Genomic DNA, 25959 nt, shown 5'->3' with positions numbered 1-25959 from the left:
ACCTATCAGAAACCTGTACGCCGTGAAAACGTTTTTAGATGCGTTTTCTGTGACAGCGCCGGCGACGGGCGCGGAGACGACGGCCGACTCAACCGCACTTGGGCGTCCTGCCGGCGCTGCGCGCCTGCGCATACACCGGTTCCAGCGCAGCGACGTCGCGCTGCAGCTCGCCGATGCGGGCACTGGGATCGGGGTGGGTGGAGAGCCATTGCGGCGGACGATCGCCGCCGGCGGCCATCATGTTCTTCCACAGATCCACCGCCTGCGCCGGGTCGAATCCGGCCTGCGCCATCAGGCGCTGGCCGACGATGTCCGCCTCGCTTTCCTGCTGGCGCGAGCCGGGCAGCAGGAACAGCGTCTGCGCGGTCATGCCGCCGACCTGGCCGACGGTGTCGGCCGCACCCTGGCCGTAGCGCGCGCCGGCCAGCGCGCCGATCACGCTCAGGCCCGCCTGCGCGCCGAGCTGACGGGTGATGCGTTCTTCGTGGTGACGCGAGATGACGTGGCCGATCTCGTGGCCGAGCACGGCGGCGAGCTGGTCCTGGTTCTTGGCCACGCTGAAGATGCCGCTGTTGACCCCGACCTTGCCGCCGGGCAGGGCGAACGCGTTGGGTTCCTTGTCGTTGAACAGCGCCGTTTCCCAACCGGTGCCGCGCCATTGGTTGGGCAGTTGCGCGACCAGCGCGTTGACCACGCAGCGCACGTAGGCGTTGCGCTTGGGATCGGTGTCCAGCGGTTCCTTGGCCTTGGCTTCGGCGAACGCCTGCGCGCCCATCTGGTCGAGTTGTTGCTGCGAGATGCCCCCCACGACCTGGGTACGCCCGGTTGGCGATGTCGTCGTCGCACACGCTGCCAGCAGCATCGCGAACGACGCGCCAAGTACCACTTGCTTCATACGGTCCCCCCTCCTAACACGCGTGGCAGTGTGGGGGGCCACGTCTTAACATTTCGTCAAACAAACCTTCAGGTTGCGCCAAACCAATAGAGCCCGGCCACCGCGAGGGCGTTGTTGAGCCCATGCGCGGCGATCGGCGCCCACAAGGTGCCGGTGCGCTTGTACAGCCAGGCGAACGCCGCGCCCATGCCGCCGTAGACCAGCCACAGCTGGGCGGTCGCCGCCAGGCTGTTGCCGGTGGTTCCCGGCACCTCGTGCACCAGGGCAAAGGCAGCGCCGCTGAGCAGCATGCCCAGCCGCGGCCGGCCGGCATCCCACAGCCGCCCGAACAGCACGCGGCGGAACAGCAGTTCCTCGTAGGCCGGGGCGATCACCACGGCGAACACGATCAGGAACAACGGCATCTGCGCCATCGCCTCGCGCATCAGCGGCAGGTTGGTGGGTTCCGGCTTGATGCCGAACTGCGCCGACACCGCGGAGATCGCCGCGCTGCCGAAGAACACCCCGGCCGCGACCAGCAGCACCCAGCCCCAGGTCGACGGCACGCGCGCCGCCTGCCACGAGGCGCGGCGCTCGGCGGCACTGGCCGGGCGCCGCAGGAAGTACAGCAACAGCGCTGCGGACAGGGTGCTGACCAGCGCGATCAGCAGCTGCGCCAGCGCGCCCGGCTGGCCGACCTGCTGCGCGACCAGCGTGGCCAGGCGATCGGCGGGAATGCCCTGCGCCTTCAGCTGCATGGCCAGCTGGAAGCCGCGCAGCACGCCCCAGACCAGGCCGCACAGCACGCTCACCCCAAGCAGCACCACCGCCGCCAGCAGCACGTCGAGGAAGAAACCGAGGATCGGCCGGCGCGGACGGGTCGGCGTCGGCGGGGAGGACAAAGACAGCGGAGCGGCGGGCAACGGCGGCGGTGCGGTCATCGCGGTCCTGCGCGGAAGCGGGCGGAAGGCACGGAGGGCAGCCGGCCCCGGCACGCGCCGGGGCGACCGCCGCCGCGGTCAGATGTCGAGGTTGGCGACCTTCAGCGCGTTTTCCTCGATGAAGTCGCGGCGCGGTTCGACCACGTCGCCCATCAAGGTGCTGAAGATCTGGTCGGCGGCGACCGCGTCCTCGATGCGCACCTGCAGCAGGCGGCGCGTGTCCGGGTTCACCGTGGTCTCCCACAGCTGCTCGGCGTTCATTTCGCCCAGGCCCTTGAAGCGCTGGATCTGGCGGCCCTTCTTGGCCTCCTCGAACAGCCAGGCGTAGGCCTGGGCGAAGCTGGTGATGGCCTGGGTCTTGTTGCCGCGCACGATCTGCGCGCCCTCGCGCACCAGCCCGTGCAGTTCCCGCGCGATCTCGCGCAGCGGACGCAGTTCGCCGCTCTCGAACACCGCCATCGGCACCACGTAGGTGGTCTCCTCGCCCATGTGCCGGCGCTCCACCAGCAGGGTGGCCGGACGCTGCGCGTTGGACGCCTGGAAACGCAGGCTGTAGCGCGCCGAGCCCAGGCTGCCGCGGTTGAGCACCGCCTGCAGCGCCTCCAGGCTCGGATGCGCCTCGCCCTCGGCCTCGAGCTGGGCCACGTCCAGCGGCGGCAGGTCGATCAGCGCGCTCAGCAGCGCCGGGTCGTAGCGGTGCGCATTGCGCGCCACCGCCTCGTTGGCGCTGGCGAACAGCAGCAGCAGCTTCTCCAGCGCCGCGCCGGTGATCGGCGGCTCGTTGCTGGCCGGGATCAGCGCCGCGCCTTCGACCGCGCTGCTGGCCAGGTAGGCGTTGAGCGCGTTGTCGTCCTTCAGGTACAGCTCCTGCTTGCCCTGCTTGAGCCGGTACAGCGGCGGCAGGCCGATGTAGACGTAGCCGCGCTCGATCAGCTCCGGCATCTGCCGGTAGAAGAAGGTCAGCAGCAAGGTGCGGATGTGCGCGCCGTCGACGTCGGCGTCGGTCATGATGATGATGCGGTGGTAGCGCAGCTTGTCCGGGTTGTACTCGTCGCGGCCGATGCCGGTACCCAGCGCGGTGATCAGCGTGCCGACCTGGTCGGAGGACAGCATGCGGTCGAAGCGCGCGCGCTCGACGTTGAGGATCTTGCCGCGCAGCGGCAGCACCGCCTGGTTCTTGCGGTTGCGGCCCTGCTTGGCCGAGCCGCCCGCCGAGTCACCCTCGACGATGAACAGCTCCGACAGCGCCGGATCCTTTTCCTGGCAGTCGGCCAGCTTGCCGGGCAGGCCGGCGATGTCCAGCGCGCCCTTGCGGCGGGTGAGGTCTCTTGCCTTGCGCGCGGCCTCGCGGGCGCGGGCGGCATCGACGATCTTGCCGGCGATGGCCTTGGCCTCGTTGGGGTTCTCCTGCAGGAACTCCTCCAGGCGTGCACCGAAGGCGTTCTCCACCGCCGGGCGCACGTCCGAGCTGACCAGCTTTTCCTTGGTCTGGCTGGAGAAGCTCGGGTCCGGCACCTTCACCGACAGCACCGCGATCATGCCTTCGCGCATGTCGTCGCCGGTCAGGTTGATCTTGGCCTGCTTGGCGATGCCGTTCTGCTCGATGTAGGTGTTGAGCACGCGGGTCAGCGCGCCGCGGAAGCCGGCCAGGTGGGTGCCGCCATCCTTCTGCGGGATGTTGTTGGTGAAGCAGTACATCGTCTCCTGGTAGGAGTCGGTCCACTGCAGCGCCACTTCGACGGTGATGCCGTTGTGCTCGCCGGTGACCGAGATCACGTTCGGGTGCAGCGGGGTCTTCAGCTGCGCCAGGTGCTCGACGAAGCTGCGGATGCCGCCCTCGTAGTGGAAGTCGTCGCGGCGGCCCTCGCCGCGCTCGTCGGCGAGCACGATCTTGACCCCGGAATTGAGGAAGGACAGCTCGCGTAGGCGCCGGGCCAAGATGTCGTAGTGAAATTCCACGTTGTTGTGGAAGGCCACCACCGACGGCCAGAAGCGCACGGTGGTACCGCGCTGGGTGGTCTCGCCGAGCTTGGCCAGCGGCGCCACGGCCGCGCCATTGCTGAATTCCTGCTGGTAGTGGAAGCCGCCCTGGAACACGTCCAGCAGCAGCTTCTCCGACAGCGCGTTGACCACGCTGACGCCCACGCCGTGCAGGCCGCCGGAGACCTTGTAGCTGTTGTCGTCGAACTTGCCGCCGGCGTGCAGCACGGTCATCACCACCTCGGCGGCGGAGACCTCCCGGCCGAGCTTGGCGCTCATCTGCGCGTGCTTGCCGACCGGGATGCCGCGGCCGTTGTCGGACACCGACACCGAACCATCGGCGTGGATTGTCACCGCGACGTGATCGGCATGCCCGGCCAGGGCTTCGTCGATGGAGTTGTCGACGACCTCGAACACCATGTGATGCAGGCCGGTGCCGTCATGGACGTCGCCGATGTACATGCCGGGCCGCTTGCGGACCGCCTCCAGGCCTTCCAGAGCGGTGATGCTGTTGGCGTCGTAGTTGCCGTTGCTTGCCGGGGTGTTCTGTTCGTCGGTCATTGCGCGTGCCGTAGGCTCCACGAGGCGGCGAAGACAGGCCGGGGCCGGTTCGCGCCGCTGGATAGGGGATTGGCAGAAATTATAGCAGCCCGGGCCGCCGGACCCGTGGCGGCCTAGGAAACGGCCAGGATCTGGCCATGTTCCACGTGGAACCGCGCAATCGGCAGGCCGGCGTCGGCCAGCGCCTGCGGCGTTTCGGTGGCGGTGACGAAGACCTGCGCCGGGCCGGCACGCAGCCGCTCCAGGACCCGGCCCTGGTGGTGGCGGTCCAGTTCCGAGGCCAGGTCGTCCAGGGCGATCACCGGCCATTCGCCGCGTTGTTCGGCGTAGTCCTCCGCCTGCGCCAGCAGGCAGGCCAGGGCGGTGAGCTTGGCCTGGCCGCGGGAAAGCGCGTCGCGGCCGGGGATCTCGGCGAAGCTGAGGCTCCAGTCGGCGCGGTGGGGACCTGCCGAGGTATAGCCCAGTTGCCGATCGCGTTCGCGGTTGAGCAGCAGCGCATCGGCCAGCGAGACCTCCTGGCGGCGCCAGCCGGGCGCGAACTGCAGATGCGCGATCCCCAACGCCGGCGCAAGATCGGGGGCGAGGGCGAGCAGGCGCTGCAGCAGGCGGTCCAGGTAGTCCTGGCGGCGGGAGGTCAACGGCTCGCCTGCCTCGGCCAGTTCGTGATCCCAGGCGTCGAGTGCCGCGCCGCTGCCGCCGCTCTTGAGCAGGGCGTTGCGCTGTTTCAGTGCCCGCGCATAGCGCCGCCATAGCGACAGGAAGTCAGGTTCCACGTGGAACAAGCCCCAATCGACGAAGCGGCGTCGCGGCTCGCCACCACCGCTGACCAGCAGATGGCTGCCCGGCTCGAAGGTGACCACGGCCAGCGCCGCGCACAGCGTGCCGAGGTGGGCGACGTCCTGGCCGTCGAGGCGTCCACGCCATTCCTGGCCGCTGTGGCGCAGTCCGGCGCGGCGACGGCGTGTCGCCCCGGCTTCACCCGCCTGCTCCTGCCATTCGACGAAGACATCCAGCGCTTCCTGGCCCTGGCTGACCAGTCCATCGCGCACGCGGCCGCGGAAGCTGCGGCCGTAGGCCATCAGGTGCATGGCTTCGAGGACGGTGGTCTTGCCGGCGCCGTTGTCGCCGGTGATCAGGTTCAACCCGGGCGCGGGGGCCAGCTCGAGCGTCGCGAAGCGACGCAGGTGGTGGAAGTCGAGGCGGGAGACGTGCATGCGGGGATAGAGGCGAAGGCGCTCGTATCGGGCGCACGCAGAGCGGAATCGGGGGGCAGGGCGGCAGCATACCCAAAACGGCTGGCAGGCGTTGGTGGGGCAATCACGTGGGGAGCAAGCCGCATCCCCGCCTGCGGGGTGCCTCGCGTTGTGATGGGACGGCGCGCTGGTTTAGTGCAAAGGCGGTGGGCTGCGTCGAACGCAAGCCGGGCAAAAAGCGGAGGGGGGCGCTGCGTCCAGTTCATCGACAAAGCGCGTGCTTGGCGTCCTTGCTGGAGTCGGTCCCTCGGCGATGTGGCGTCGAGCCGAACAGTGATTCCGCAGACGACCTGCCCGCACCAAAGGGATCCGCGTCATCCGTGATGGGCCTGCGCGGCACCTGCCGAATGCGGCGGTGTAGCGCTCCGTCCCAACCCCAAAAGAAAACCCGGCACAGGGCCGGGTCGCTTTTCGCACGTGTTCCACGTGGAACACGAAGCGAGAACGTCAGAGACGCAGCGGCATCACCACGTGACGCGAGCGGGCGCTGCTGGCCTCGCGCACCAGCGCGGACGAGTTGGCATCGCGCAGCTGGATCACCACGAACTCCTCGCGCAACGCGGACAGGGCGTCGAGCAGGTAGTTCACGTTGAAGCCGATCGCCAGGTCGCTGACCTTGGTGTCCGCTTCCACTTCTTCCTGCGCTTCTTCCTGTTCCGGGTTGTGCGCGCTGATCTTCAGCTGGCCCGGCGAGACTTCCACGCGCACGCCGCGGTACTTCTCGTTGGACAGGATCGCCGCACGCTGCAACGCCGCGCGCAGGATCTCGCGATCCAGCTTGACCTCCCGGTCCGCACCGATCGGGATCACCGCTTCGTAATCGGGGAAGCGGCCGTCGATCAGCTTGGAGGTGAAGGTGACATCGTCGCGCTTGACCCGCACGTGCGCGCGGCCGACTTCCAGCTCAACTTCACGCTCGCCGCCTTCCAGCAGGCGCTGCAGCTCGGTCACGCCCTTGCGCGGCACGATGATCTGGCGCTTGGCGCCGCCGGCGTTCTCCAGTTCGGTCTCGCACAACGCCAGGCGGTGGCCGTCGGTGGCCACGCAGCGTAGGGTCTGGTCGCGCAGGTCGAACAGCAGGCCGTTGAGGTAGTAGCGCACGTCCTGCTGCGCCATCGCGAACGCGGTGCGCTCGATCAATTCCTTCAACGCGGCTTCCGGCACCACCACGCGCTCGGTGGCTTCGACTTCGTCGACCGACGGGAAGTCGTTGGCGGGCAGGGTGGCCAGGGTGAAGCGGCTGCGCCCGGCCTGCACGGTGATCTTGTCGCCGGACTGGGACACGGTGACCTTGCTGCCGTCGGGCAGGGCACGCACGATCTCGAACAGCTTGCGCGCCGGGATCGTGGTTTCGCCGTCCTGGGCATCGTCGACCGCAATGCGCGAGACCATTTCCACTTCCAGATCAGTACCGGTCAGCGACAGCTGGCCACCCTGCACCTGCACCAGGAAGTTGGCCAGAACCGGCAAGGTCTGGCGGCGTTCGACCACATTGACGACTTGCGCCAATGGCTTGAGGAAGGCTTCGCGCTGCAGTGTGAAACGCATGTGGTTCCGTGCCCCTATGCTTTAAAAGATGTGGAATAAATCAAAAGCTTGGTGGTGATGGTAGAGCGAAATTCGGTGCGAATGTAGCTCAAACCACTGAAAACAAAGAATTTTTGGCGTCCCCAATCCCGTGTACTACTGTCCCGGAACTGGTGGGGAAACCTGTGGATAGTTTTGCCGTCGCCGCCGCGTCGCGCTTTATCCACAGTTTCTCCCGGATTTGTCGCGAAGTCATGCACCGATTTATCCGGCGTCCTCCGCACCGGCCGCCGCACTACTCGCTGAGCTTGCGGATCAGCTTGTCCCAGTCTTCCCGGAGCTTGCCGTCGGTCTCCATCAAGTGCTTGATCTGGCGGCAGGCGTGCAGCACGGTGGTGTGGTCGCGCCCGGCGAACGCATCGCCGATTTCCGGCAGGCTGTGTTCGGTCAGTTCCTTGGTCAGCGCCATCGCCACCTGCCGCGGCCGCGCCAGCGAACGCGTGCGGCGCTTGGACAGCAGGTCCTTGATCTGCAGGCCGTAGTAGTCGGCCACGGTCTTCTGGATGTTGGGGATGCCGATCGCCTGCTGCTGTGCGCGCAGCAGGTCGCGCAGGGTTTCCTGGGCGAATTCGGTGGTGATCGCGCGGCCGGTGAAGTTGGCGCGGGCGGCCAGCGTATTGAGCGCGCCTTCCAGGTCGCGCACGTTCGAGCGCATCTTCTTGGCGATCAGGAACGCCACGTCGTCGGGGATCTCCGCGCCGCGCTCGCGCGCCTTGGCCAGCACGATCGCCGCGCGGGTCTCGAAATCGGGCGGATCGATCGCCACCGACAGGCCCCAGGCCAGGCGCGACTTCAGCCGCGGCTCCAGGCCCTCGACCTCGCGCGGATAGCGGTCGCAGGTCAGGATGATCTGCTGGCGGCCGTCGAACAGCGCGTTGAAGGTGTGGAAGAACTCTTCCTGGGTGCGGTCCTTGCCGGCGAAGAACTGGATGTCGTCGATCAGCAGCGCGTCCACCTGCTGGAACTGGCGCTTGAACTGGTCCATGGTCTTGTCCTGCAGCGCGCGGATCATCGCGCTGAAGAACTGTTCCGAGCGCAGGTACATCACCCGCGCGTTCGGGTTCTGCTCGCGCATGGCGTTGCCGGCGGCGAACATCAGGTGGGTCTTGCCCAGGCCGGTGCCACCGTACAGCAGCAGCGGGTTGTGCGCACGGTCGCCCGGCTTCTGCGCGGCCTGCACCGCCGCGGCCAGGCCGAGCTGGTTGCTGCGGCCTTCGACGAAGTTGGCGAAGGTGTAGTGCGAATCGAGATTGCCGGCGAACGGCTCCAGCAACGGCGGCGCCGGCGTGCGCGCGGCGGCGGTCTCGCTGGGCGGGGCGGCGACCGGTTCCGGCGCGCGCGGGCGCGAGCCGACCTGCAGCAGCACCTCGCCGCTGCCGGCGAAGTAGGTCAGCAGTTCGCGGATGCGCGGCAGGTAGCGCTCGCGCACCTGCTCGACGATGAAGGCGTTCGGGGCGTACAGCACGATGCTGTTGTCATGGCGCTGTTCGGCTTGCAGCGGTTTCAACCAAGTGTGAACGTCCTCGGCTGGAAATTCGGCTTCCAGACGTTCCAGGCAACGGGGCCAAGCATCCATCAGATCTAAATTCGTCGATAGACCGGGCATGAAGGGCGCGCTCGGGCGCGGCGCATTCGGCCGGTGGGAGAGGAAAGCGGATGGATCAGACTACCACCGGCGCGCAGGGTCGGGAATGGTTTTCCCACGGCTATTCACAGATCCATCCACAGGCCCTGCGCTCTTGTGCTCCACTCCCGTCCAGACAGGGAGTTGACCGCGACGTGAGTGGTCCTATAGAATTTCCGGTTCTTTCCGCCCCATTCAGATCAGAGCGCCCCGATGGCCACCAAGCGCACCTTCCAGCCCAGCAACCTCAAGCGCAAGCGCGACCACGGCTTCCGTGCCCGTATGGCCACCGCCGACGGCCGCAAGATCCTGGCCCGCCGCCGCGCCAAGGGCCGCAAGCGCCTGAGCGCTTGATTGCTTCGCCGCCCCAGGCGGCGCCTGCAATCCGGACCGTGAATCCTCCCGACCCGCGTAGGCGATTTCCTCGCTCTGCGCGGGTTCGCACGTCTGCGGAATACCGCGTCGTGTTCGATGCCGCGCGCCGCTGCTCCGAGCCGCTGATGAGCCTGCACTGGCGCAGTGCGCCGCACCCGGCGCGGCTGGGGTTGGCGGTGTCGCGCAAGGTCGACAAGCGCGCGGTCGTGCGCAACCGCATCAAGCGGGTGCTGCGTGAGGCCACGCGGCAGCTGCTGCCGTGGCTGGCGCCCGGCGATTACGTGGTGGTGGCGCGCAGCGCCGCCGCCCAGGCCAGCGGCGTGCAACTGCGCCAGGCCTATGAGCGCTTGCTGCGTCGCGCTGGCGCATTGCCGGCCCCGGCCGCGGACGGCACAATGCCGCCGCCTCTTCGTCCTTCTTCCCCCACTTCCACGTCAGAAACCGCTTCTGGCTGAGCCGAGCTTGCCTGTCCGATGAACCAGACCCGCCTTTTCCTGATTTTCGCCTGGCTGATGGTCGCGGCGCTGTTGTGGATGGAATGGAACAAGGAACACGCGCCGAACGCCACCGCGGCGACGGTGGCGGCGGCGACCACGGTGCCGCCGGCGCAGGACGCCGATGCCGGCGCCACCCATGCGCCGGCCGTGCCGCAGGCCACGGTGCCCGGCACCGCGCCGGCCAGCACCACGCCCGAGACCGCCGCGGCCAGCGCCGCGCCGCGGGTCACCGTCACCACCGACGTGCTGCGCCTGACCCTGGATGGCCGCAGCGTGTTCGACGCCGACCTGCTGCTGTTCCCGCAGACCAAGCAGCCCGGCAGCCCGCCGGTGCAACTGCTGACCGAGGACCCGGCGCATCCGTACACCGCCACCAGCGGCTGGGTGGGCGAGCACAACTCGCCGTCGCCGGGTCCGGGCGGCTTCCGCCCCGAGCAGCCGGGCAAGGACTACGTGCTGGCCAAGGGCCAGGACAGCCTGCAGGTGCCGTTCGTGTGGAACGGCCCGGATGGCGTCAGCATCCGCCGCGTCTACACCCTGCAGCGTGGCCACTACGCCGTGCAGGTGCACGACGAGGTCATCAACCACGGCAGCAAGCCGTGGCAGGGCTATGTGTTCCGCAAGCTGAGCCGGGTGCCGACCATCGTCAGCCGCGGCATGACCAACCCGGATTCCTTCAGCTTCAACGGCGCCACCTGGTTCAGCCCGGCCGATGGCTACCAGCGCCGCGCGTTCAAGGACTACCTGGAGGATGGCCCGCTCAACCAGACCATCTCCGGCGGCTGGATCGCGCTGCTGCAGCACCACTTCTTCACCAGCTGGATCCCGCAGGCCGACCAGCAGGCGCTGTACGTCCTGTCCAACGACGGTCCGCGGCATGTGATCGAAGCGCGCGGCCCGGGCTTCACCGTGGCGCCGGGCGCCAGCGCCAGCACCGAGGCGCGGCTGTGGGTCGGCCCGAAGCTGGTCAGCCAGATCGCCAAGGAAAACGTGCGCGGCCTGGATCGCGTGGTCGACTACAGCCGGTTCTCGCTGATGGCGCTGCTGGGCCAGGGCCTGTTCTGGATCCTCAGCCATCTGCACAGCCTGCTCGGCAACTGGGGCTGGTCGATCGTCGGCCTGGTGGTGCTGCTCAAGCTGATCCTGTATCCGCTGTCGGCTGCGCAGTACAAGAGCATGGCCAAGATGCGCAAGTTCCAGCCGCGCATCCAGCAGCTCAAGGAGCGCTACGGCGACGACAAGCAGAAGTTCCAGACGGCGATGATGGAGCTGTACAAGAAGGAAAAGATCAACCCGATGGGCGGCTGCCTGCCGGTGCTGATCCAGATGCCGATCTTCTTCGCGCTGTACTGGGTGCTGGTGGAGTCGGTGGAACTGCGCCAGGCGCCGTGGTTCGCCTGGATCCAGGACCTGACCGCGCGCGATCCGTATTTCATCCTGCCGGTGATCAACGTGGCGGTGATGTGGCTGACGCAGAAGCTGACGCCGTCGCCCGGCATGGATCCGGTGCAGGCCAAGATGATGCAGTTCATGCCGCTGGTGTTCGGCGTGATGATGGCCTTCGTGCCGTCCGGCCTGGTGCTGTACTGGGTCACCAACGGTTCGCTGGGCCTGTTGCAGCAGTGGTGGATGACCAAGCGCCACGGCGAACCGGCCACCGCCGGCGGTGGCGGTGGCGGCAGCGGCAAGCCGCCGGCCAAGGCCAAGAAGTAAACCCGACAACGCCCGCCCTCCGGCGGGCGTTGCGCATGTGGCCGGGGAAGGCGCCGGCGCGTGCGGTCCCGCACCGCCTTGCTCGCGAGTCCGTGGTCATGCGCAAGCGCCGTCGTCCGTTGTCGCCGTCCGTGGCCGTGATCGGCCTGCTCGCGTTGGTCCTGGCCGCCTGCCAGCGTTCGCCCGCCGGCAGCGAGACAACGGCCGCCAAGCCCGCATCGCCCGAGACGGCGATCGCCATCCCCGGCTCGCCGGCGTTGCAGACCCAGGCCACGGCGCTGCTGCAAGGCCTGCAGGCGCAGCTGGCGGCGCAGCGCAAGATCATCGTGCTGCTGGCCGACGAGGCCAGACAATCGCCGGCCGACCGCCAGACCTCCAGCAGCGTCGGCCAGCAACTGTTCCACGAGGGCCTGGAGCGCCGCGAGGCGCTGGCCACGCAGTTCGACGCGCTGCTGGCGCTGCCGGATCCGCAGCGCTTCGCCGCGATCGGCAGCCTGCTGGACTACGTCGAATCGGCACCGGACCTGTACGACGCCGACCGCCTGGCATTCCGCGAGATTCTCGCCGATTGGCAGCAGCGCATCGGCAAGGATTCCTCGTTGCCGGCGATCAAGCTGCACCAGCGCATCGGCGAGGACCTGGAGGCGCTCGACGAAATCGAGCGCACCTACAACCGCGAGATCACCGCGATCTTCAGCCGCTTCGATCGCACCCGCGCGATCGCGCAGAAGCGCGAGAAGTGGGAGGACTACATCGCCCACCTGGGCACGTTGTACACGCGCGAGGCGATCCTGCGCGACTACGGCGTGATCACGCCGTACCCGATGTCGATGCAGGACAGCGACCGCGAAGTGTTCGGCCGCGACCTCCCGCCGAAGACCGTGGTGCTGAGTTTCGACGACGGCCCGCACCGCGCGTACACCGACGAGATCGTCGCCATCCTCAAGCGCTACGACGTGCCGGCCACGTTCTTCGAAGTCGGCCGCAACCTGGGCAAGCTGGAGCCCGATGGCAAGGTCGACTTGTCGCCGTTGGCCAGCGTCAGCCGTAGCCTGATGGAGCAGGGCTACACCGTCGGCAACCACAGCCTGACCCACGCGCAACTATCCAAGGAAACCGGCGCCGCGTTGCGCAGCCAGATCCTCGACACTGACCGCATGCTGCGCGCGGTCGACGCCAAGCGCGCGCCGCTGTTCCGCTTCCCCTATGGCGCGCGCAATGCCGAGGGCATGCAGATCCTCGGCGAGGCCGGGCTGAAGTCGGTGATGTGGAACGTGGATTCGCTGGACTGGGCCGACCCGGTGCCGGAGTCGATCGTGCAGCGCGTGCTCGAGCAGGTCGGCCGCGAGCAGCGCGGCATCCTGCTGTTCCACGATATCCACGAACGTACGGTCAAGGCGCTGCCGCAGATCCTGGACCGGCTCAGCGCCGACGGCTACCAGTTCGCTGCCTGGAACGGGCGCGACTTCAGCGTGGCGCGCGCGGCCAGCAACGCCGCCGCACCGGCGGTGACCAGCGGTTACGACAAGTCGTGGGCGATCGTGATCGGCATCGACGACTACGCGCACTGGCCCAAGCTGCAGTACGCGGCCAACGATGCGCAGGCGATCGCACAGACGCTCACCGGCAGCTTCGGTTTCCCCTCGTCGCAGGTGATCGTGCTGAAGAACCAGGAAGCGACCCGCAACAACATCCTGGCCGCCTTCCATGATCGGCTCGCGCACGGCGGCGTCGGCAAGAACGATCGCGTGTTCGTGTTCTTTGCCGGCCACGGCGCCACCCGCAAGCTGGCCTCCGGGCGCGACCTCGGCTACATCGTGCCGGCCGATTCGGATCCGGCGCAGTTCGCCACCGACGCGATTCCGATGACCGAGATCCAGGACATCGCCGAAAGCCTGGAAGCCAAGCACGTGCTGTTCGTGATGGACGCGTGCTACAGCGGCCTGGGCCTGACCCGCGGCGGCGGCACCAGCGCCTACCTGCGCGAGAACGCGCGGCGCATCGCCCGGCAGATGCTCACCGCCGGCGGCGCCGACCAGCAGGTGGCCGACAGCGGCCCCAACGGCCATTCGGTGTTCACCTGGGTGCTGTTGCAGGCGCTGTCGGGCAAGGCCGACCTCAACGGCGACGGCCTGATCACCGGCACCGAGCTGGCCGCCTACGTGGCGCCGGCGGTGTCGAGCATCTCGCAGCAGACGCCCGCGTTCGGCAGCCTGCCCGGTTCGCAGGGCGGCGAATTCGTGCTGCAGGTGCCGGAGGGCGAGGAGTTCCTCACCGCCAGTACGCAGCAGCTGTCCTCGGCGGCGATCGCGATGAACGATCGCGTCGATGCGGCCGCGCCGGCATCGACCGCGACGCCGCACGCGGGCGCCAGCAGCGTCGACGCGCCGGCCACCCCGGCCAAGCCGGCGGTGGTGGTCAAGGACCTGCAGGGCGGCGAGCGGCCGCTGGCGGTGCCGGCCGCAGCCGGCCCGGTGTCCGACCGGCAGCGGGCGCAGCGCGCCAACGACCGCGGCCTGCAGCTGTACAAGGAGAAGCGCTACGACGAGGCCGAGGCGCAGTTCACCGAGGCGCTGAAGCTGCGCCCGGACTTTGCGCTGGCGGCCAACAACCTGGGCTTCATCTACTATCGCCAGGGCAAGTACGCGCAGGCCGTGCGCTGGCTGGAGAACACGCTGAAGATCGACCCCTCGCGCGCGGTGGCCTACGTCAACCTGGGCGACGCCTACCGCCAGCTGGGCGATGCCGCCAAGGCCAAGCACGCCTTCCAGACCTACCTGGAACTGCAACCCAACGGTGCGTCGGCCGCCTACGTCCGCGGCCAGTTGCAGACGCTGTAGTTCACCACCCCACCGGACCTGCTGCCTCGCCATGCCGTCTTCCGCCACCGACACCATTGCCGCCATCGCCACCGCCCCTGGTGCGGGGGGAGTCGGCGTGGTGCGCGTCTCCGGTCCGGCGGCCGTGGCCATCGCCGATGGATTGGGCTTGGGCCCGTTGGTGCCGCGCACCGCCCGCTACGCGCGTTTCCGCGACGCGCACGGCGAGGTCGTGGACGATGGCATCGCGCTGTGGTTCCCGGCGCCGCGTAGCTTCACCGGCGAGGACGTGCTGGAGCTGCAGGCGCATGGCAGCCCGGTGCTGCTGCGGCACCTGGTGGCGCGCTGCTGCGAACTCGGCGCACGGCCGGCGCGCCCGGGCGAGTTCAGCGAACGCGCCTTCCTCAATCGCAAGCTCGACCTGGCCCAGGCCGAGGCGATCGCCGACCTGATCGCCGCGGGCGACCTGCGCGCGGCACGTGCGGCGCGGCGTTCGCTGGATGGGGTGTTCTCGCGCCGCGTCGACGACCTGGCCGAACAGCTGATCCGCCTGCGCATCCACATCGAAGCGGCGATCGATTTCGCCGACGAGGCGCTGGACACCCTCGGCGGCGAACAGGTCCGTGCCGGCCTGGCGCAGGCGCGCGCGGATCTGGCGCAGCTGCGCGTCGACGCCGAACGCGGCCGGCGCCTGCGCGATGGCCTGCATGCGGTGCTGGTCGGCCCGCCCAACGCCGGCAAGAGTTCCCTGCTCAACGCATTGGCCGGCAGCGACCGCGCCATCGTCACCGACATCGCCGGCACCACCCGCGACACCTTGCACGAGACCGTGCGCCTGGATGGCGTGGAACTGACCCTGGTCGACACCGCCGGCCTGCGCGAGGGCGGCGATGCGATCGAGCGCGAAGGCATGCGCCGCGCGCGCCAGGAACTGCAGCGCGCCGACCTGGCGCTGATCGTGCTCGATGCGCGCCAGGCCGAGGCCGGCCACGCGGCGATCGCCGATGCCATCGCCGAGGTGCCGCAGCGCCTGTGGATCCACAACAAGAGCGACCTGCTGGCTGCGGTGCCCGCCGCCAGCGCCGAGCGCGTCTACGTCTCCGCCGCCACCGGCAGCGGCCTGGAGCAGTTGCATGCGCAGCTGCGCGCGATCGCCGGCGCGGCGGCCGGCGAGGGCAGCGATGGCGAGTTCTCCGCACGCGCGCGCCACGTCGATGCGCTGCAGCGCGCCGCCATCCACGCCGACGCGGCCGCCGCCGAACTGCGGCACGAACGCCTGGAACTGGCCGCCGAGGAACTGCGCCTGGCGCATGCCGCGCTCGGCGAGATCGTCGGCACGCTCAGCGCCGACGACCTGCTCGGGCGGATCTTCTCCAGCTTCTGCATCGGCAAGTAGCGCGCATGCGCGCGTCGCCGCGTTTGCTTACGGCTTCAACGTCGCCAGCTGCGTGCGCTGGTCCTGCAGCCACTGTTCGAACGGTAGCGGCGCCTGCCCGGTCAGCGCTTGGTAGTCGCCAGTGACCGTGGCGACGCGGCCGGCCGCGGTGTTGGTGTCGAACGAGGCATAGACGCGCGCGACCGGCTCGGGCAGGCCGGCGCCGACCATGCCCTGCACCAGGCCCTCGACCGGTACCGGCACCACCTGGATCTGTACGTCCAGGACCTGCGCGACCAGTGCGGCGATCTCGGCGGTGGTGTAGGCGCGCGCGCCGCTGAGGGTGAGCGTGCGCTTGCCGTCGCCGCCGGCCAGGGCGACCGCGGCCGCGCGGGCCAGGTCATCGCGCGCGATGTGGGCGATGCCGCCGTCGCCGGCCGCGCTGTACCACTGGCCAGAGGCCAGCACCGACGGCAGGCTCATGAACAGATTCTCGAAGTACCAGTGATTACGCAGCACGGTCCAGGCGGGCACGGCGCTGGCGGCAAGGGCGTCTTCGGTACCGGCATGGTCGGTGGCCAACAGCAGCGGCGAGCCGTGCGGTTCCGGGCAGGAGGTGTAGACCAGATGGCTGGCCCCGGCACGCTCGGCCGCGGCGATTGCGGCCCGGTGCTGCTGCAGGCGGTGGCCGGGGCGGTCCAGCGCGTCGGTGCTGATCAGCAGCACGCGGCCGGCACCCCGGAACGCGGTGTCGAGCGAGGTGGCGTCGTCGAAATCGCCGTGGCGCACGTCCACGCCGCGCGCGGCCCAGGCGGCCAGGCGTTCGGGCTGGCGGGTCATCGCCACCACGCGCGACGGCGCCACCTGTAGGGTGTCGAGCAGGTGCGCGAGCACCCGCTGGCCGAAGTGGCCGCCGGCGCCGGTCACGAGCAGGGAATCGGAAGATGCGGACATGACAGGTCTCCTGAGGAAGGGAGGCGTCGCAGGACGCCATGGTCTGGAAAAGGAACCTGGTCTATCCTAGAGACCTGGGCCGGGCTGTAAAGACGGCACTTTTTCCGCCCCTGCTTACCCCGAGGTAACCACCATGGCCATCGTCGTACCCCCGACCACTGCCGGCGACGTGCTGCTGAGCCAGCAATTGCAGGACTACCAGCGCGCCGGCATGGCCATCGACCAGTGCCCGGTGCGCGACGTGTTGGCGCAGATCGGCGACAAGTGGAGCACCCTGTTCGTGATGCTGCTGGCCGAACGCCCGCACCGCTTCGGCGAACTGCGCCGCGCGCTGCCGGACATCTCTCAGCGCATGCTGACCCAGACCCTGCGCGACCTGCAGCGCGAAGGCCTGGTCGCGCGTGAGGTGCTGCCGACCGTGCCGCCTGGGGTGGAGTACCGGCTCACTCCGCTCGGCCAATCGCTGAGCGTGGTGCTGGCGCCGCTGGTGCGCTGGGCCGCCGATCACCACGCGCAGATCCGCAGCGCGCGCGCCGCGTTCGAGAGCGATGCACCGGCGCCGAGCGCACGCGCTGCCGCTGGCTGAACGCAGTGCGAGCACCAATGGCGGAGCTGCTGATCACCGAGGCCGCCCCAGACGTAGATACGTAGGAGCGGCTTCAGCCGCGACGGCTCTATTGGGAACGCCCGGTCGCGGCTGAAGCCGCTCCTACGGACATCCCCAAATCACCCGCATCACCTGCGACATCTCGCAGCCCCGCAAACGCGACGGCCCCGAACGCCGCCCGAACCCGGCAACCGCCGATCAGCGCTCCGCAACCACCCGCGCGCTGTAGCTGTCGCCGTCGCGCTGCACCCGCACCGGTCCGCCGAATACCGCCGACAACGGCGCATCGGCCAGCAGTTCCTCGCGCGTGCCGTCGGCGTACACCTGGCCCTCGCGCAGCAGGATCACCCGCGCGATCTCAGGCACGATCTCCTCGATGTGGTGCGTGACCAGCACCAGGGTGATGCCCTGGCGGGCGAGGTCGCGCATCGTCGCCAGCAGGTGCTCGCGTGCGACCAGGTCCAGCCCGGTGCTGGGTTCGTCCAGCAGCAACGCCTGCGGCCGGTTGACCAGCGCGCGCGCGATCAGCACGCGTCGGGTTTCGCCCGCCGACAATTCGGCGTAGGGGCGCCGCAGCAGCGGCAGCGCGTGCGCGGCCTGCAGCGCCTCGCGCGCCCGCGCCCGCATCGCCTCGGTCACCTCGCGGTGCGGCGGCACCACATAGCTGGCGAAGAACCCGGACAGCACCGCGCTTTCCACATCCAGCCCGGGCATGTCGGCGAGATTGACGCTGAGATCGCCGGTGACGATGCCCAACTGGCTGCGCAGCCGGTCCACCTGCCAGCGGCTCTGGCCGAGCACCCGCACCGCCGGCTCCTCGCCGGCGCGCGCCAGCGGATACAGCTCGCGGGTGATGAGCTTGATGAACGAGGATTTGCCGCAGCCGTTCGGGCCGAGGATGGCGGTGTGCTGGCCGAGTGCGATGCGCAGGCTCAGCGCGTGCAGTACGCGGACCTGGCCGCGCACCACGCTGGCGCGGTCCAATTCGATCAGCGGCGCGGCCGCTGGCACGGGGGTTGCTTGGGGAGAGGCGACTGACATGGAACCGACACCGTTCTGTGATCGGAAGCGCTTGGCGGCTGAATACCATACGCGAGCGCCGGGTGAAGTTTGCAGTCGCAACCCCCATCATGTTCTGACCCCACGCCGTCCTACGCTCTGGAGCTTCTGGCAATGTTCGACGCGATCCTCGACTTCCTCGGCAATGGCCTGCTCGGCGTCGGCTGGTGGGGCATGCTGGCCGTGCTGCTGCTGTTCACCCAGCTCACCATCTTCGCGGTGACCTTGTATCTGCACCGCAGCCAGGCGCACCGCGGCGTGGATTTCCATCCGCTGCTGTCGCACTTCTTCCGCTTCTGGACCTGGTTCACCACCTCGATGATCACCAAAGAGTGGGTGGCGATCCATCGCAAGCACCACGCCAAGGTGGAGACCGAGGAAGATCCGCACAGCCCGCAGACCAAGGGCATCGCCCGCGTCTTCTGGCGTGGCGTGGAGCTGTATCGCGAAGCGCGCACCCAGCGCGGCGACATCGAGCAGTACGGCAAGGGCGCGCCGGACGACTGGATCGAGCGGCACCTGTATACCCCGTACGCGAACCTGGGGCCGGTGGCGCTGTTCGTGGTCAACTTCGCATTGTTCGGCCTGCCCGGCATCGCGCTGTGGGCGCTGCAGATGGCCTGGATCCCGTTCTGGGCCGCCGGCGTGATCAACGGCCTGGGCCACTGGTGGGGCTACCGCAACTTCGAGTCTGCCGACACCTCGACCAATCTGACCCCGTGGGCGCTGTGGATCGGTGGCGAAGAACTGCACAACAACCACCATGCCTTCCCGAGCTCGGCGCGCTTCTCGATGCGCCGCTGGGAACTGGACATCGGCTGGATCGCGATCCGTGCGCTGGCGGCCCTGCGCCTGGCCAAGATCCTGCGCGTGGCGCCGACCCTGGACGTGCGCCCGAACATCGCCGTGCCCGACGCCGACACGTTGCGCGCGCTGCTCTCGCATCGCTTCCAGGCGATGACCGATTACCAGCGCAACGTGTTCGCGCCGGCGCTGAAGGAAGAAGCCGCCCAGGCCGGCGCCAAGCTGCGCAAGCTGCTGCCGCGGCGCCTGCGCAAGGGCCTGGTCGACGATGGCCGCTGGCTCAAGCCCGACGCCCGCGCACAGCTGCAGCACTGGGTGGCGCAGCGTCCGCGCATGCGCACCCTGGTCGAGCACCGCGCGCGCCTGGCCGCCCTGCTGGAGGCGCGTACCCACGACGCCAGCGAACGTCTCAAGCACCTGCAGGCCTGGTGCCACGACGCCGAAGCCAGCGGCATCGCCGCGCTGCAGGCCTACGCGGCGCGGCTGAAGGGCTACGCCCTGGCATGAGCCGCGGCGCACCGCCTGCCCCGCCGCACGAACGCCGCCTCGCGCGGCGTTCGTCGTTGATGGCGTGGCGGATGCTGCGCATCGCCTGCGCCCTGATCGCTGTTGGCATCGTCGACGCCCAGGCGCAGGCGATCGACAGCACCACCAGTTACCTGCAGCGCATGGACCGCGACGGCGACGGCCGTGTCAGCCTGGACGAATACCTGGCCTGGATGAGCTACGCCTTCGACGCGCGCGACCGCGACCACGACGGCGTGCTCAGCCCGGCCGAACTGCCCGGCGGCCGCGGCCCGCCGATCACCCGCGCGCAACACCTCGCCACCCTGACCGCCCGCTTCCGCAAGCAGGACACCAACGGCGACGGCTACCTCAGCGCGCGGGAACTCGCGGCGCCGCCGCAGTGAGCAAGGATCCGATGGGTAGCTGCGATCTTTCGCTCTACTGTTGGGGTTTAAAAATCTAGAGTGCGGCGGGTTGATGCTCTGGTGCGTATGACTAGAGCAGCCACAGTAAAATGAAACCGACAACAGCCCTATTTCCCCAAGCTCACCTCGCCGAGGCGACATGCAATCTGGTGCAGCCCGTCTGGCTCCAGTAATTGGCTCAACGCGCCCGGGTTACTAGGCGAAATTCTCCTACGGGATTCCGTTTACAGAGTGCTCCGCTTTATCAGATAGCAGCGATTTGGGCCAGCGCTTTCCTGTTCGCGACCATGCTACATAAGTCACCACGATCTCCACCACCTGCCACCACCAATATGCAGCGCCAGTATGTGCATTCATCACAGATACGACGAAATGCACCGCAATCAGCGCAGGCAGGCAAAGGAAGACAGCAATAAAAATTGGGACCACGTACTTGCCTTATGGAGTGAAAAGGCTAGATACAAGCAGAGCGTTATTCCAGGGAAGAAAATTAAATATCTGACATATTCTCCCGCCGAATAGCTATTAAGTAAGTGCTTATTAGCAAAAAGGGTGTTCAATGCAATAAGAGAAAATGCCAAAAAAGATAAAAGCACTAACGCCCACTTGAAAATTTTCATACCTACCGTCTACCGTTGCATCGCTTTGGCAAATTATACGATATCAGTTTCGCAAGCATGGTCTGTATGATTTACTCAAATATTTCGAGTTGTTCCACTAAGAATCCGAGTCTGTTGCTCTTAATATAATTTTACACCTACGCCAAATAGGAGTTTGGTTCTAGAGAGATTGTTTAGATTCTAACTCGTGGTTTCGCAGGCATGTAGTTTTATTTAGTGCTATCGGCAATATCTAGAGTCACTCTTTTGTGACGCCCAATAAGCACCTGATTCAACAACAAATTCTTTATCGGTTTTTTTGTATATTTCCACATCAAGAGCTGTGGATTGGCGACAAAACACTTTTCGATAATGAGCGTTAGAGCCGACATTGGATTTTTCATGAAATCCTTCAGCGCCAGCCAATTTTTCGATAGCTTTTGCGCTTTCTATTATGTCGACAGGGCTATTCTTGGATATGGCATATCCGATGAATGTTCCTTTATTAATGGTTGCTTCTGAGGTCGTCGGCCAATTTGATGGCAGAGATGATCTTGCTGTCTTCTTAAGATCAGCCATGGCAACTTTATCAGAGCCGTCATGGCCCAGAATAATAGATAAAGCTATGGCTCCAAAAGCAACAAAAAAGGCTACTTTGAAGAAAATATTAGTTTTTTTACCAGCCACTTCCGATCCTCCACTTCTCTGTAGTGACTTCTCCGGGTGAAGCGCCAGCGCCAATGCCTAAACCCACTTCAGTAGCCGTACCTTGGCCAGGTGACCATGCAAAGGCGCCTCCAATTCCACGATAGCCACCTGCAGCCCCCATGCCAAAACCACCGATAAAATTGTCAACCTCGCTACCGCTTGGGTCGTCACATTGATTCAAGAATCCTGCCGACAGTGAGATTCCTGGGGTTTTAGTATTGTACGTCAAATAATTACGAGCAAATCCTCCCCCCACAAAAATTTTCCCACTACGTGACAGCGTAATTGAAAAACTGAAAACATAGAGGTCTGATTGAAGCTTAAAATAATCGGGGGTACGCTTCGGGCCATCCTCCCAAGACATTCGATGGCCGCCGTTATTAAACGAACCGACCGATTCGAGACCATAAAAATCTATAGCTGACACGGGCCGCGATTGAGCGTAGATAAAAGTGCCGATCCCCCCATCCAACCCAATCGGATCACTCTGCACATACCGCCCAGTGCCCGGCTCGTAGTCTCGGAAGTAATTCTGATTGATCCCGCTCAGCGCGTCGTAGCGCTGGCCCGGGAAGCGCAGGTCGAACACGAAGGCGGTGCCGTCCTTATCCGGATCCTGGTCCGGCGCGGTGGTGCCGAAGGCTTCGCCCTTCAGGTCCCAGCGCCAGATCGCCACGTCGCGGACCGGGTCGATCACCGCGCGTGGGGTGCCCAGGTGGTCCGGCTGCACGTAGCGCAGCGTGGTCTTGGCCAGCACGCCGACCGGCAGATCGTCCAGCCAGATCGCCTGCTGCACGACGGCGCCGTTGTTGTCGTAGTCGCCCAGCCAGTGACCGCTCTCGTCGTACAGCGTGTAGACGTTTGTCTTGCCCACCCGCCGCACCTGCTCGCCACGGCCGTTGTAGGCATAGTTCGCCACGGTGGTGCTGCTGCGCTTGACCTGTGTCAGCCGGCAATTGGCGCCGTACACGTACTGCACGGCCGTGCCGCCGATCGCGGTGGTGTTGCCGGCCGCGTCATAGCTGCGTGCGGTGCCGGCCACGCTGCTCAGGCGATGGCTGGTGGTCGGATAGCTGTAGGTCTGAGTGGCAGTGTTGACCTTGGCACTCAGGCGGTTGCCGGTGGCGTCGTAGGTATAGCCATCGATCACCGTATCGGTCGGGCCGTCCTTGAACGCGGTCAGCCGGCCCAGCGGGTCGTAGTCCAGTTTGATCACCGGCGCGGTGTTGCCCGGCGCGGTCAGTGCGCTGAGATTGCCGACCGGGTCGAAGGCGAAGCCTACCGCCAGGCCGTCGCTGCGGGTGTCATTGACCGCCAGCGGGCGATAGTCCTGATCCAGCACGCGCTGTATCGGACGGCCGTTGCCATAGGTCCAGCCGGCGACCGCGCCGAACGGATAGTAGGTGGCCTGGTTCAGCAGCACCTGTCGCGTGCCGCCGGGCGGAGTCACGCCGACCTCGGTGATCTGGCCTTGGGCATTGCGCACGTAGTCCACCACCGCCCCATCCGGGTAGGTCAGGCGGCTCAGCTGCCCAGCCTTGGTGTAGGCGTAGTGCACCACGAACACCTTGCCGTTGGTGGTCTGCACCTTGCGCACCAACTCGCCGAAGCGGTCATAGCAGTAGTCGGTGCTGCCGCTGCCATCCTGCATCCGGGTCAGGCGACCGACGCCATAGGTCTCACCGCTGGCACAGGTGGTCTGGCTGACGTCGTAGGTGTAGCTGACGTTGAGGCTGGTGGTCGGATAGGTGACCTGGGTCAGGCGGTTCAGCGCGTCGTAGCCGTAGCTGGTCTTGCTGTTGCGCGCATCCGTCTGCGTGGCGCGGTTGCCGCCGCTGTCGTAGGTATAGGTCGTGCTGCCGGTGTCCGGGCTGGTGAGCTTGGTCAGGTCGCCCAGGCCGTTGTAGGCGTAGGTGGTGTCCAGGCCCTTGGGGTCGGTGACCTTGATCAGGTTGTCCAGGGCGTCGTAGCCGAACTTGGTTTCGGCGGCGATGCCGCCCACGTCCTGCAGCGTGCGCGCCAGGCGGTTGAGCGGGTCGTAGTCGTTCTGGGTGGCATGCCCGAGCGCGTCGGTGACGGTCTTGGTGTTGCCGTTGGCGTCGTAGCCGAAGTCGGTCGGATCGCCTTGGGCGGTGGCCTGCGTCGCCAGTTGGCCGAGCTGGTTGTACACGCGCGAAAGCGTGCGCTTAAGCGTGCCAGACGCGTCCTTGGTGTCTTCCTTGAGCCGGTTGCCGGCATTGTCCAGGGTGTAGTGGATGGTATTGCCGGCGTTGTCGGCGATATCGGTCAGCCGGTGCGCGGCATCGTAGGTAAAGCGGGTGAACCCGCCATCGGGCTGCGTCACCTGCTTGACCAGCCCGGTCGGCCAGTAGTCGATCGCGGTGATGCGGTCATCGCTCTCGCTGCTGTCGTCGGCTCCGCGCACCTTGCTGGCGGTCAGCCAGCCGCGCGGGTGATAGGTGTAGTCGGTGACCACGCCATTGGCGTTCTTCGCCGACAGCACGCGGCCGGCGCCGTCGTAGGCCAGGTATTCGGTGACCTGGCCCAGCGCATTGGTCACCTTCCACAGGTCGCCCTTGCGGTGCGAGCAGGTGGTCGGGGAGGTGGCGCAGGTGCTGTCGTCGGTTGCGTAGTAGGTGAACGTGGTGGTGTCGTTGACGTCGGTGCGCGCGCCATCGACCGACTTGGGCAGGCCCAGGATCGGGCAGGTGCTGTCGGTCGCCGCCACGTCCGCCGCTTCGCAGTAGCTGTAGGTGACCGTCCGCTGCTTGCCTGAAGCCGTGTCGCTGCTCGTCATCTGCACCGGCTGCAGGCGATCGTTGTAGCTGTAGGACACGGCACGCCCACCGGTCTGCACCGACAGCAGGCGATTGCTGCCAGCCGCGGTACGCGTCGTTGTGGTGCGCTCCTGTGGTTGCCCGACCGCCTCGCGCACGGTGTGAATGTTCACCGCCACCCCGTTCTCTGTCGCTTCGGCGTAGCTGTGCTGGGTCTGGATACCACGGCGATCGGTGAAGCTGCTGAGCCGGCGGCGGAAGTCGCTGGACTGGTCGTTGTAACTGTACTGCAGCGTGCCGTCGGTTCTGGCAACGGCACCAACCTTCGGCGACGCGCCACCGGCGTTAGTCATCGTGTAATCGATGACGTCGCCCAGTGCGTCGGTGACGCGAGTGCCGGCAGCCGAGTACGCCAGAGTGATCCCATCGATGCCGCCTGCGTGCTGGCTGGAGATCGCACGGCCAGCCTCGTCGTAGGCGAAGGTGCTGAAGCGCTGACCGTCTTCGCCGGTAAATCCGGTCAGATTTCCAGGAAAGCGAGGGTCCTCATAGTGGTAGAGCTTTTGGGTCCCGTCTGGGTATGTGGCGGTTTCCACTTGGCCACGTTGAGTATACGTATAGGTAACCAGTGGAATGCCGGATGTAGTGATCGCTCCGATCAACGCCCCACTTGTCGCTGATAGGTAGTGGAAATCGAGTGTACGACCACTGCTATGTAGGATCGTGGTCAAGCGCGCCAGATCGTCATAGTTGTAGTGCAGAAATGTACCGTCACGATTTTCTCGTTCCAAAAGCCTTCCATTGGCATCGAAGATCAGCAAGGTATCTCTGCGGTAGAGCTTCCACAGTGCGCCGTCAGCGATAAGTCGGTCGCCGCTATTGTCCGAAGCGAAATATCCATCCCCGACTTGGTGATATCGGGTATGGAAGCCCCCACCATCGATCAATCCTATGCCGTCGGCGCCAATGGCAAGCCTGATCGCATGCGAGTGCGTCCAGCCATAGCCGAAGCCACCAGTGTCATTCGAGATGCCCGAGTGGTAGTGCCGTTCGAGCGCAATCCAACCAAGATCGAAATCCGGGGCAACTTCATACTTGTCACCGGTCTTGGTATCGCACGGATTGCCCTCGTAGCCGCAACCGCGTTCAAGAGTCTTGGTGACGACGAAGGCGATGGCGTATTCGTTGACGCACGCCTGGTACTTGTCGCGCCAGAACATCAGCTTTTCAACCGGGCACTCGGTCCTGCGATGGCGGGCAAGCTCCATCTGCTCGCTTTTAGGTACGCACTCGTCCGCACCAAAATAGTTATAGTCGAGCCTGTAGGCTTTCTCTCCCCACTCGCCACCATCGTTGCCATCGGTGCGTGTGTCCTGCCAGCCTCCCAAAAGCGTAATTTTCGCCGTCGCTGGACAAGGGCTGTTACTTTCGTTTGCTATTTGTTCAAGCGACCTTATCGCTTCCTCTTCAGTGGAGTAATCTTGATCACCGACATACATCCACTCCGGATCCGTCGGTAGCTCCTTGCCGTTCCAGTATGTGATTTTGACGTCGCCGTTCTCCAGGACTTCCTGGCTCTTTATCTGATCGGCGTATTTGTAGAATTCGGGGACATATGCATTGGGGGGCGGCAAGTCCTTGATGGCGGCCGCGGCCTGCTCTTGCGTCGTGTACTGGCCATGACTTGCTCCATCGGAATCCACCAGCGTCCATGTCCGCTTGCTTTCTTCTGCCTGCGCCACATTGATCAGCCCTGCTGCCAATGGCAGGAGGAGGCAAAGGTGTGCTAGCCACTTCCGCGGCCCTTTGACGGTGGTTTGAATATGACAGTTTCCTTTCTTGCGCATTTCTTATCCCTAAGTGAGGTGGCACTTGCGCGCGGCAACGTGCAACTTCTTTTTTGCGCAGGCTTCCGTGCGC

General features: G+C 66.3%; 18 protein-coding genes. 8 read left to right on the top strand and 10 right to left on the bottom strand.

Annotated features, from left to right (window positions below; genetic code table 11):
* Positions 1–88 precede the first annotated feature (88 nt).
* The 6 genes from M3U25_RS15735 to dnaA form a co-directional block, all read right to left on the bottom strand.
* Positions 89–895: a M48 family metallopeptidase gene (locus tag M3U25_RS15735; protein WP_355501681.1), complete on the bottom strand. Its 807-nt coding sequence runs from the start codon at positions 893–895 to the stop codon at positions 89–91.
* A gap of 68 nt (positions 896–963) precedes the next feature.
* On the bottom strand, positions 964–1815 hold the full coding sequence (locus M3U25_RS15730) for a CPBP family intramembrane glutamic endopeptidase (RefSeq protein WP_355501684.1): 852 nt from the start codon (positions 1813–1815) through the stop codon (positions 964–966).
* 78 nt (positions 1816–1893) lie between these two features.
* Positions 1894–4356 carry a DNA topoisomerase (ATP-hydrolyzing) subunit B gene (gene gyrB / locus M3U25_RS15725; protein ID WP_242157815.1) on the bottom strand — a complete coding sequence of 821 codons (2463 nt, stop codon included), beginning with the start codon at positions 4354–4356 and terminating at the stop codon, positions 1894–1896.
* Between the two features lie 113 nt (positions 4357–4469).
* A complete protein-coding gene (gene recF, locus M3U25_RS15720; protein WP_355501688.1) occupies positions 4470–5570 on the bottom strand; it encodes a DNA replication/repair protein RecF in 1101 nt (366 codons plus the stop codon).
* Positions 5571–6056: 486 nt separating this feature from the next.
* A complete protein-coding gene (gene dnaN, locus M3U25_RS15715) occupies positions 6057–7157 on the bottom strand; it encodes a DNA polymerase III subunit beta (RefSeq protein ID WP_017911750.1) in 1101 nt (366 codons plus the stop codon).
* A 274-nt stretch (positions 7158–7431) separates the two neighbouring features.
* The gene (gene dnaA / locus M3U25_RS15710; RefSeq protein ID WP_355501691.1) at positions 7432–8772 is read right to left on the bottom strand and encodes a chromosomal replication initiator protein DnaA; all 1341 of its coding nucleotides are present in this window, start codon (positions 8770–8772) and stop codon (positions 7432–7434) included.
* Positions 8773–9033: 261 nt separating this feature from the next.
* Here dnaA and rpmH point away from each other — a divergent pair, with 261 nt between their 5' ends.
* The 5 genes from rpmH to mnmE all read left to right on the top strand — a co-directional run bounded on the left by rpmH (position 9034) and on the right by mnmE (position 15620).
* Positions 9034–9174 (top strand): 50S ribosomal protein L34, encoded by a 141-nt coding sequence (rpmH, locus tag M3U25_RS15705; RefSeq protein ID WP_003469983.1) that lies wholly within the window; start codon positions 9034–9036, stop codon positions 9172–9174.
* 38 nt (positions 9175–9212) lie between these two features.
* Entirely contained in the window at positions 9213–9650 is a 438-nt protein-coding gene (gene rnpA / locus M3U25_RS15700) for a ribonuclease P protein component (RefSeq protein ID WP_160947493.1), read from the top strand.
* An 18-nt stretch (positions 9651–9668) separates the two neighbouring features.
* Positions 9669–11405 (top strand): membrane protein insertase YidC, encoded by a 1737-nt coding sequence (gene yidC / locus M3U25_RS15695; protein ID WP_355501698.1) that lies wholly within the window; start codon positions 9669–9671, stop codon positions 11403–11405.
* A 98-nt stretch (positions 11406–11503) separates the two neighbouring features.
* Complete coding sequence (locus tag M3U25_RS15690; RefSeq protein ID WP_355501701.1) at positions 11504–14245, top strand: tetratricopeptide repeat protein; 2742 nt, start codon at positions 11504–11506, stop codon at positions 14243–14245.
* 31 nt (positions 14246–14276) lie between these two features.
* Positions 14277–15620, top strand: a complete 1344-nt coding sequence (gene mnmE / locus M3U25_RS15685; RefSeq protein WP_355501704.1) for a tRNA uridine-5-carboxymethylaminomethyl(34) synthesis GTPase MnmE — start codon at positions 14277–14279, stop codon at positions 15618–15620.
* Positions 15621–15647: 27 nt separating this feature from the next.
* On the opposite strand, the gene M3U25_RS15680 is transcribed toward mnmE, so the two are convergent.
* The gene (locus M3U25_RS15680) at positions 15648–16553 is read right to left on the bottom strand and encodes an NAD(P)H-binding protein (RefSeq protein WP_355501707.1); all 906 of its coding nucleotides are present in this window, start codon (positions 16551–16553) and stop codon (positions 15648–15650) included.
* Between the two features lie 211 nt (positions 16554–16764).
* Here M3U25_RS15680 and M3U25_RS15675 point away from each other — a divergent pair, with 211 nt between their 5' ends.
* Positions 16765–17139: a helix-turn-helix domain-containing protein gene (locus M3U25_RS15675; protein WP_311195489.1), complete on the top strand. Its 375-nt coding sequence runs from the start codon at positions 16765–16767 to the stop codon at positions 17137–17139.
* Between the two features lie 219 nt (positions 17140–17358).
* On the opposite strand, the gene M3U25_RS15670 is transcribed toward M3U25_RS15675, so the two are convergent.
* Positions 17359–18201 carry an ATP-binding cassette domain-containing protein gene (locus M3U25_RS15670; RefSeq protein WP_242157723.1) on the bottom strand — a complete coding sequence of 281 codons (843 nt, stop codon included), beginning with the start codon at positions 18199–18201 and terminating at the stop codon, positions 17359–17361.
* 132 nt (positions 18202–18333) lie between these two features.
* Between M3U25_RS15670 and M3U25_RS15665 the strand changes: the two genes are divergently transcribed.
* Positions 18334–19530: a fatty acid desaturase gene (locus tag M3U25_RS15665; RefSeq protein ID WP_355501711.1), complete on the top strand. Its 1197-nt coding sequence runs from the start codon at positions 18334–18336 to the stop codon at positions 19528–19530.
* A gap of 71 nt (positions 19531–19601) precedes the next feature.
* Positions 19602–19934 (top strand): calcium-dependent protein kinase 21, encoded by a 333-nt coding sequence (locus tag M3U25_RS15660; protein ID WP_355501714.1) that lies wholly within the window; start codon positions 19602–19604, stop codon positions 19932–19934.
* 860 nt (positions 19935–20794) lie between these two features.
* Here M3U25_RS15660 and M3U25_RS15655 read toward each other — a convergent pair.
* Both M3U25_RS15655 and M3U25_RS15650 read right to left on the bottom strand, forming a co-directional pair.
* Positions 20795–21241 (bottom strand): hypothetical protein, encoded by a 447-nt coding sequence (locus M3U25_RS15655; protein WP_355501717.1) that lies wholly within the window; start codon positions 21239–21241, stop codon positions 20795–20797.
* A complete protein-coding gene (locus M3U25_RS15650) occupies positions 21231–25886 on the bottom strand; it encodes an RHS repeat-associated core domain-containing protein (RefSeq protein WP_355501720.1) in 4656 nt (1551 codons plus the stop codon). Before M3U25_RS15650 ends, M3U25_RS15655 begins: the two co-directional genes overlap by 11 nt.
* Positions 25887–25959 lie beyond the last annotated feature (73 nt).

The organism is Xanthomonas sp. PPL134 (assembly GCF_040595915.1).
Lineage (GTDB): Bacteria > Pseudomonadota > Gammaproteobacteria > Xanthomonadales > Xanthomonadaceae > Xanthomonas_A > Xanthomonas_A indica.
Note: the sequence above shows the minus strand (reverse complement) of the source record. Positions and strands in the feature narration are given on the sequence as shown.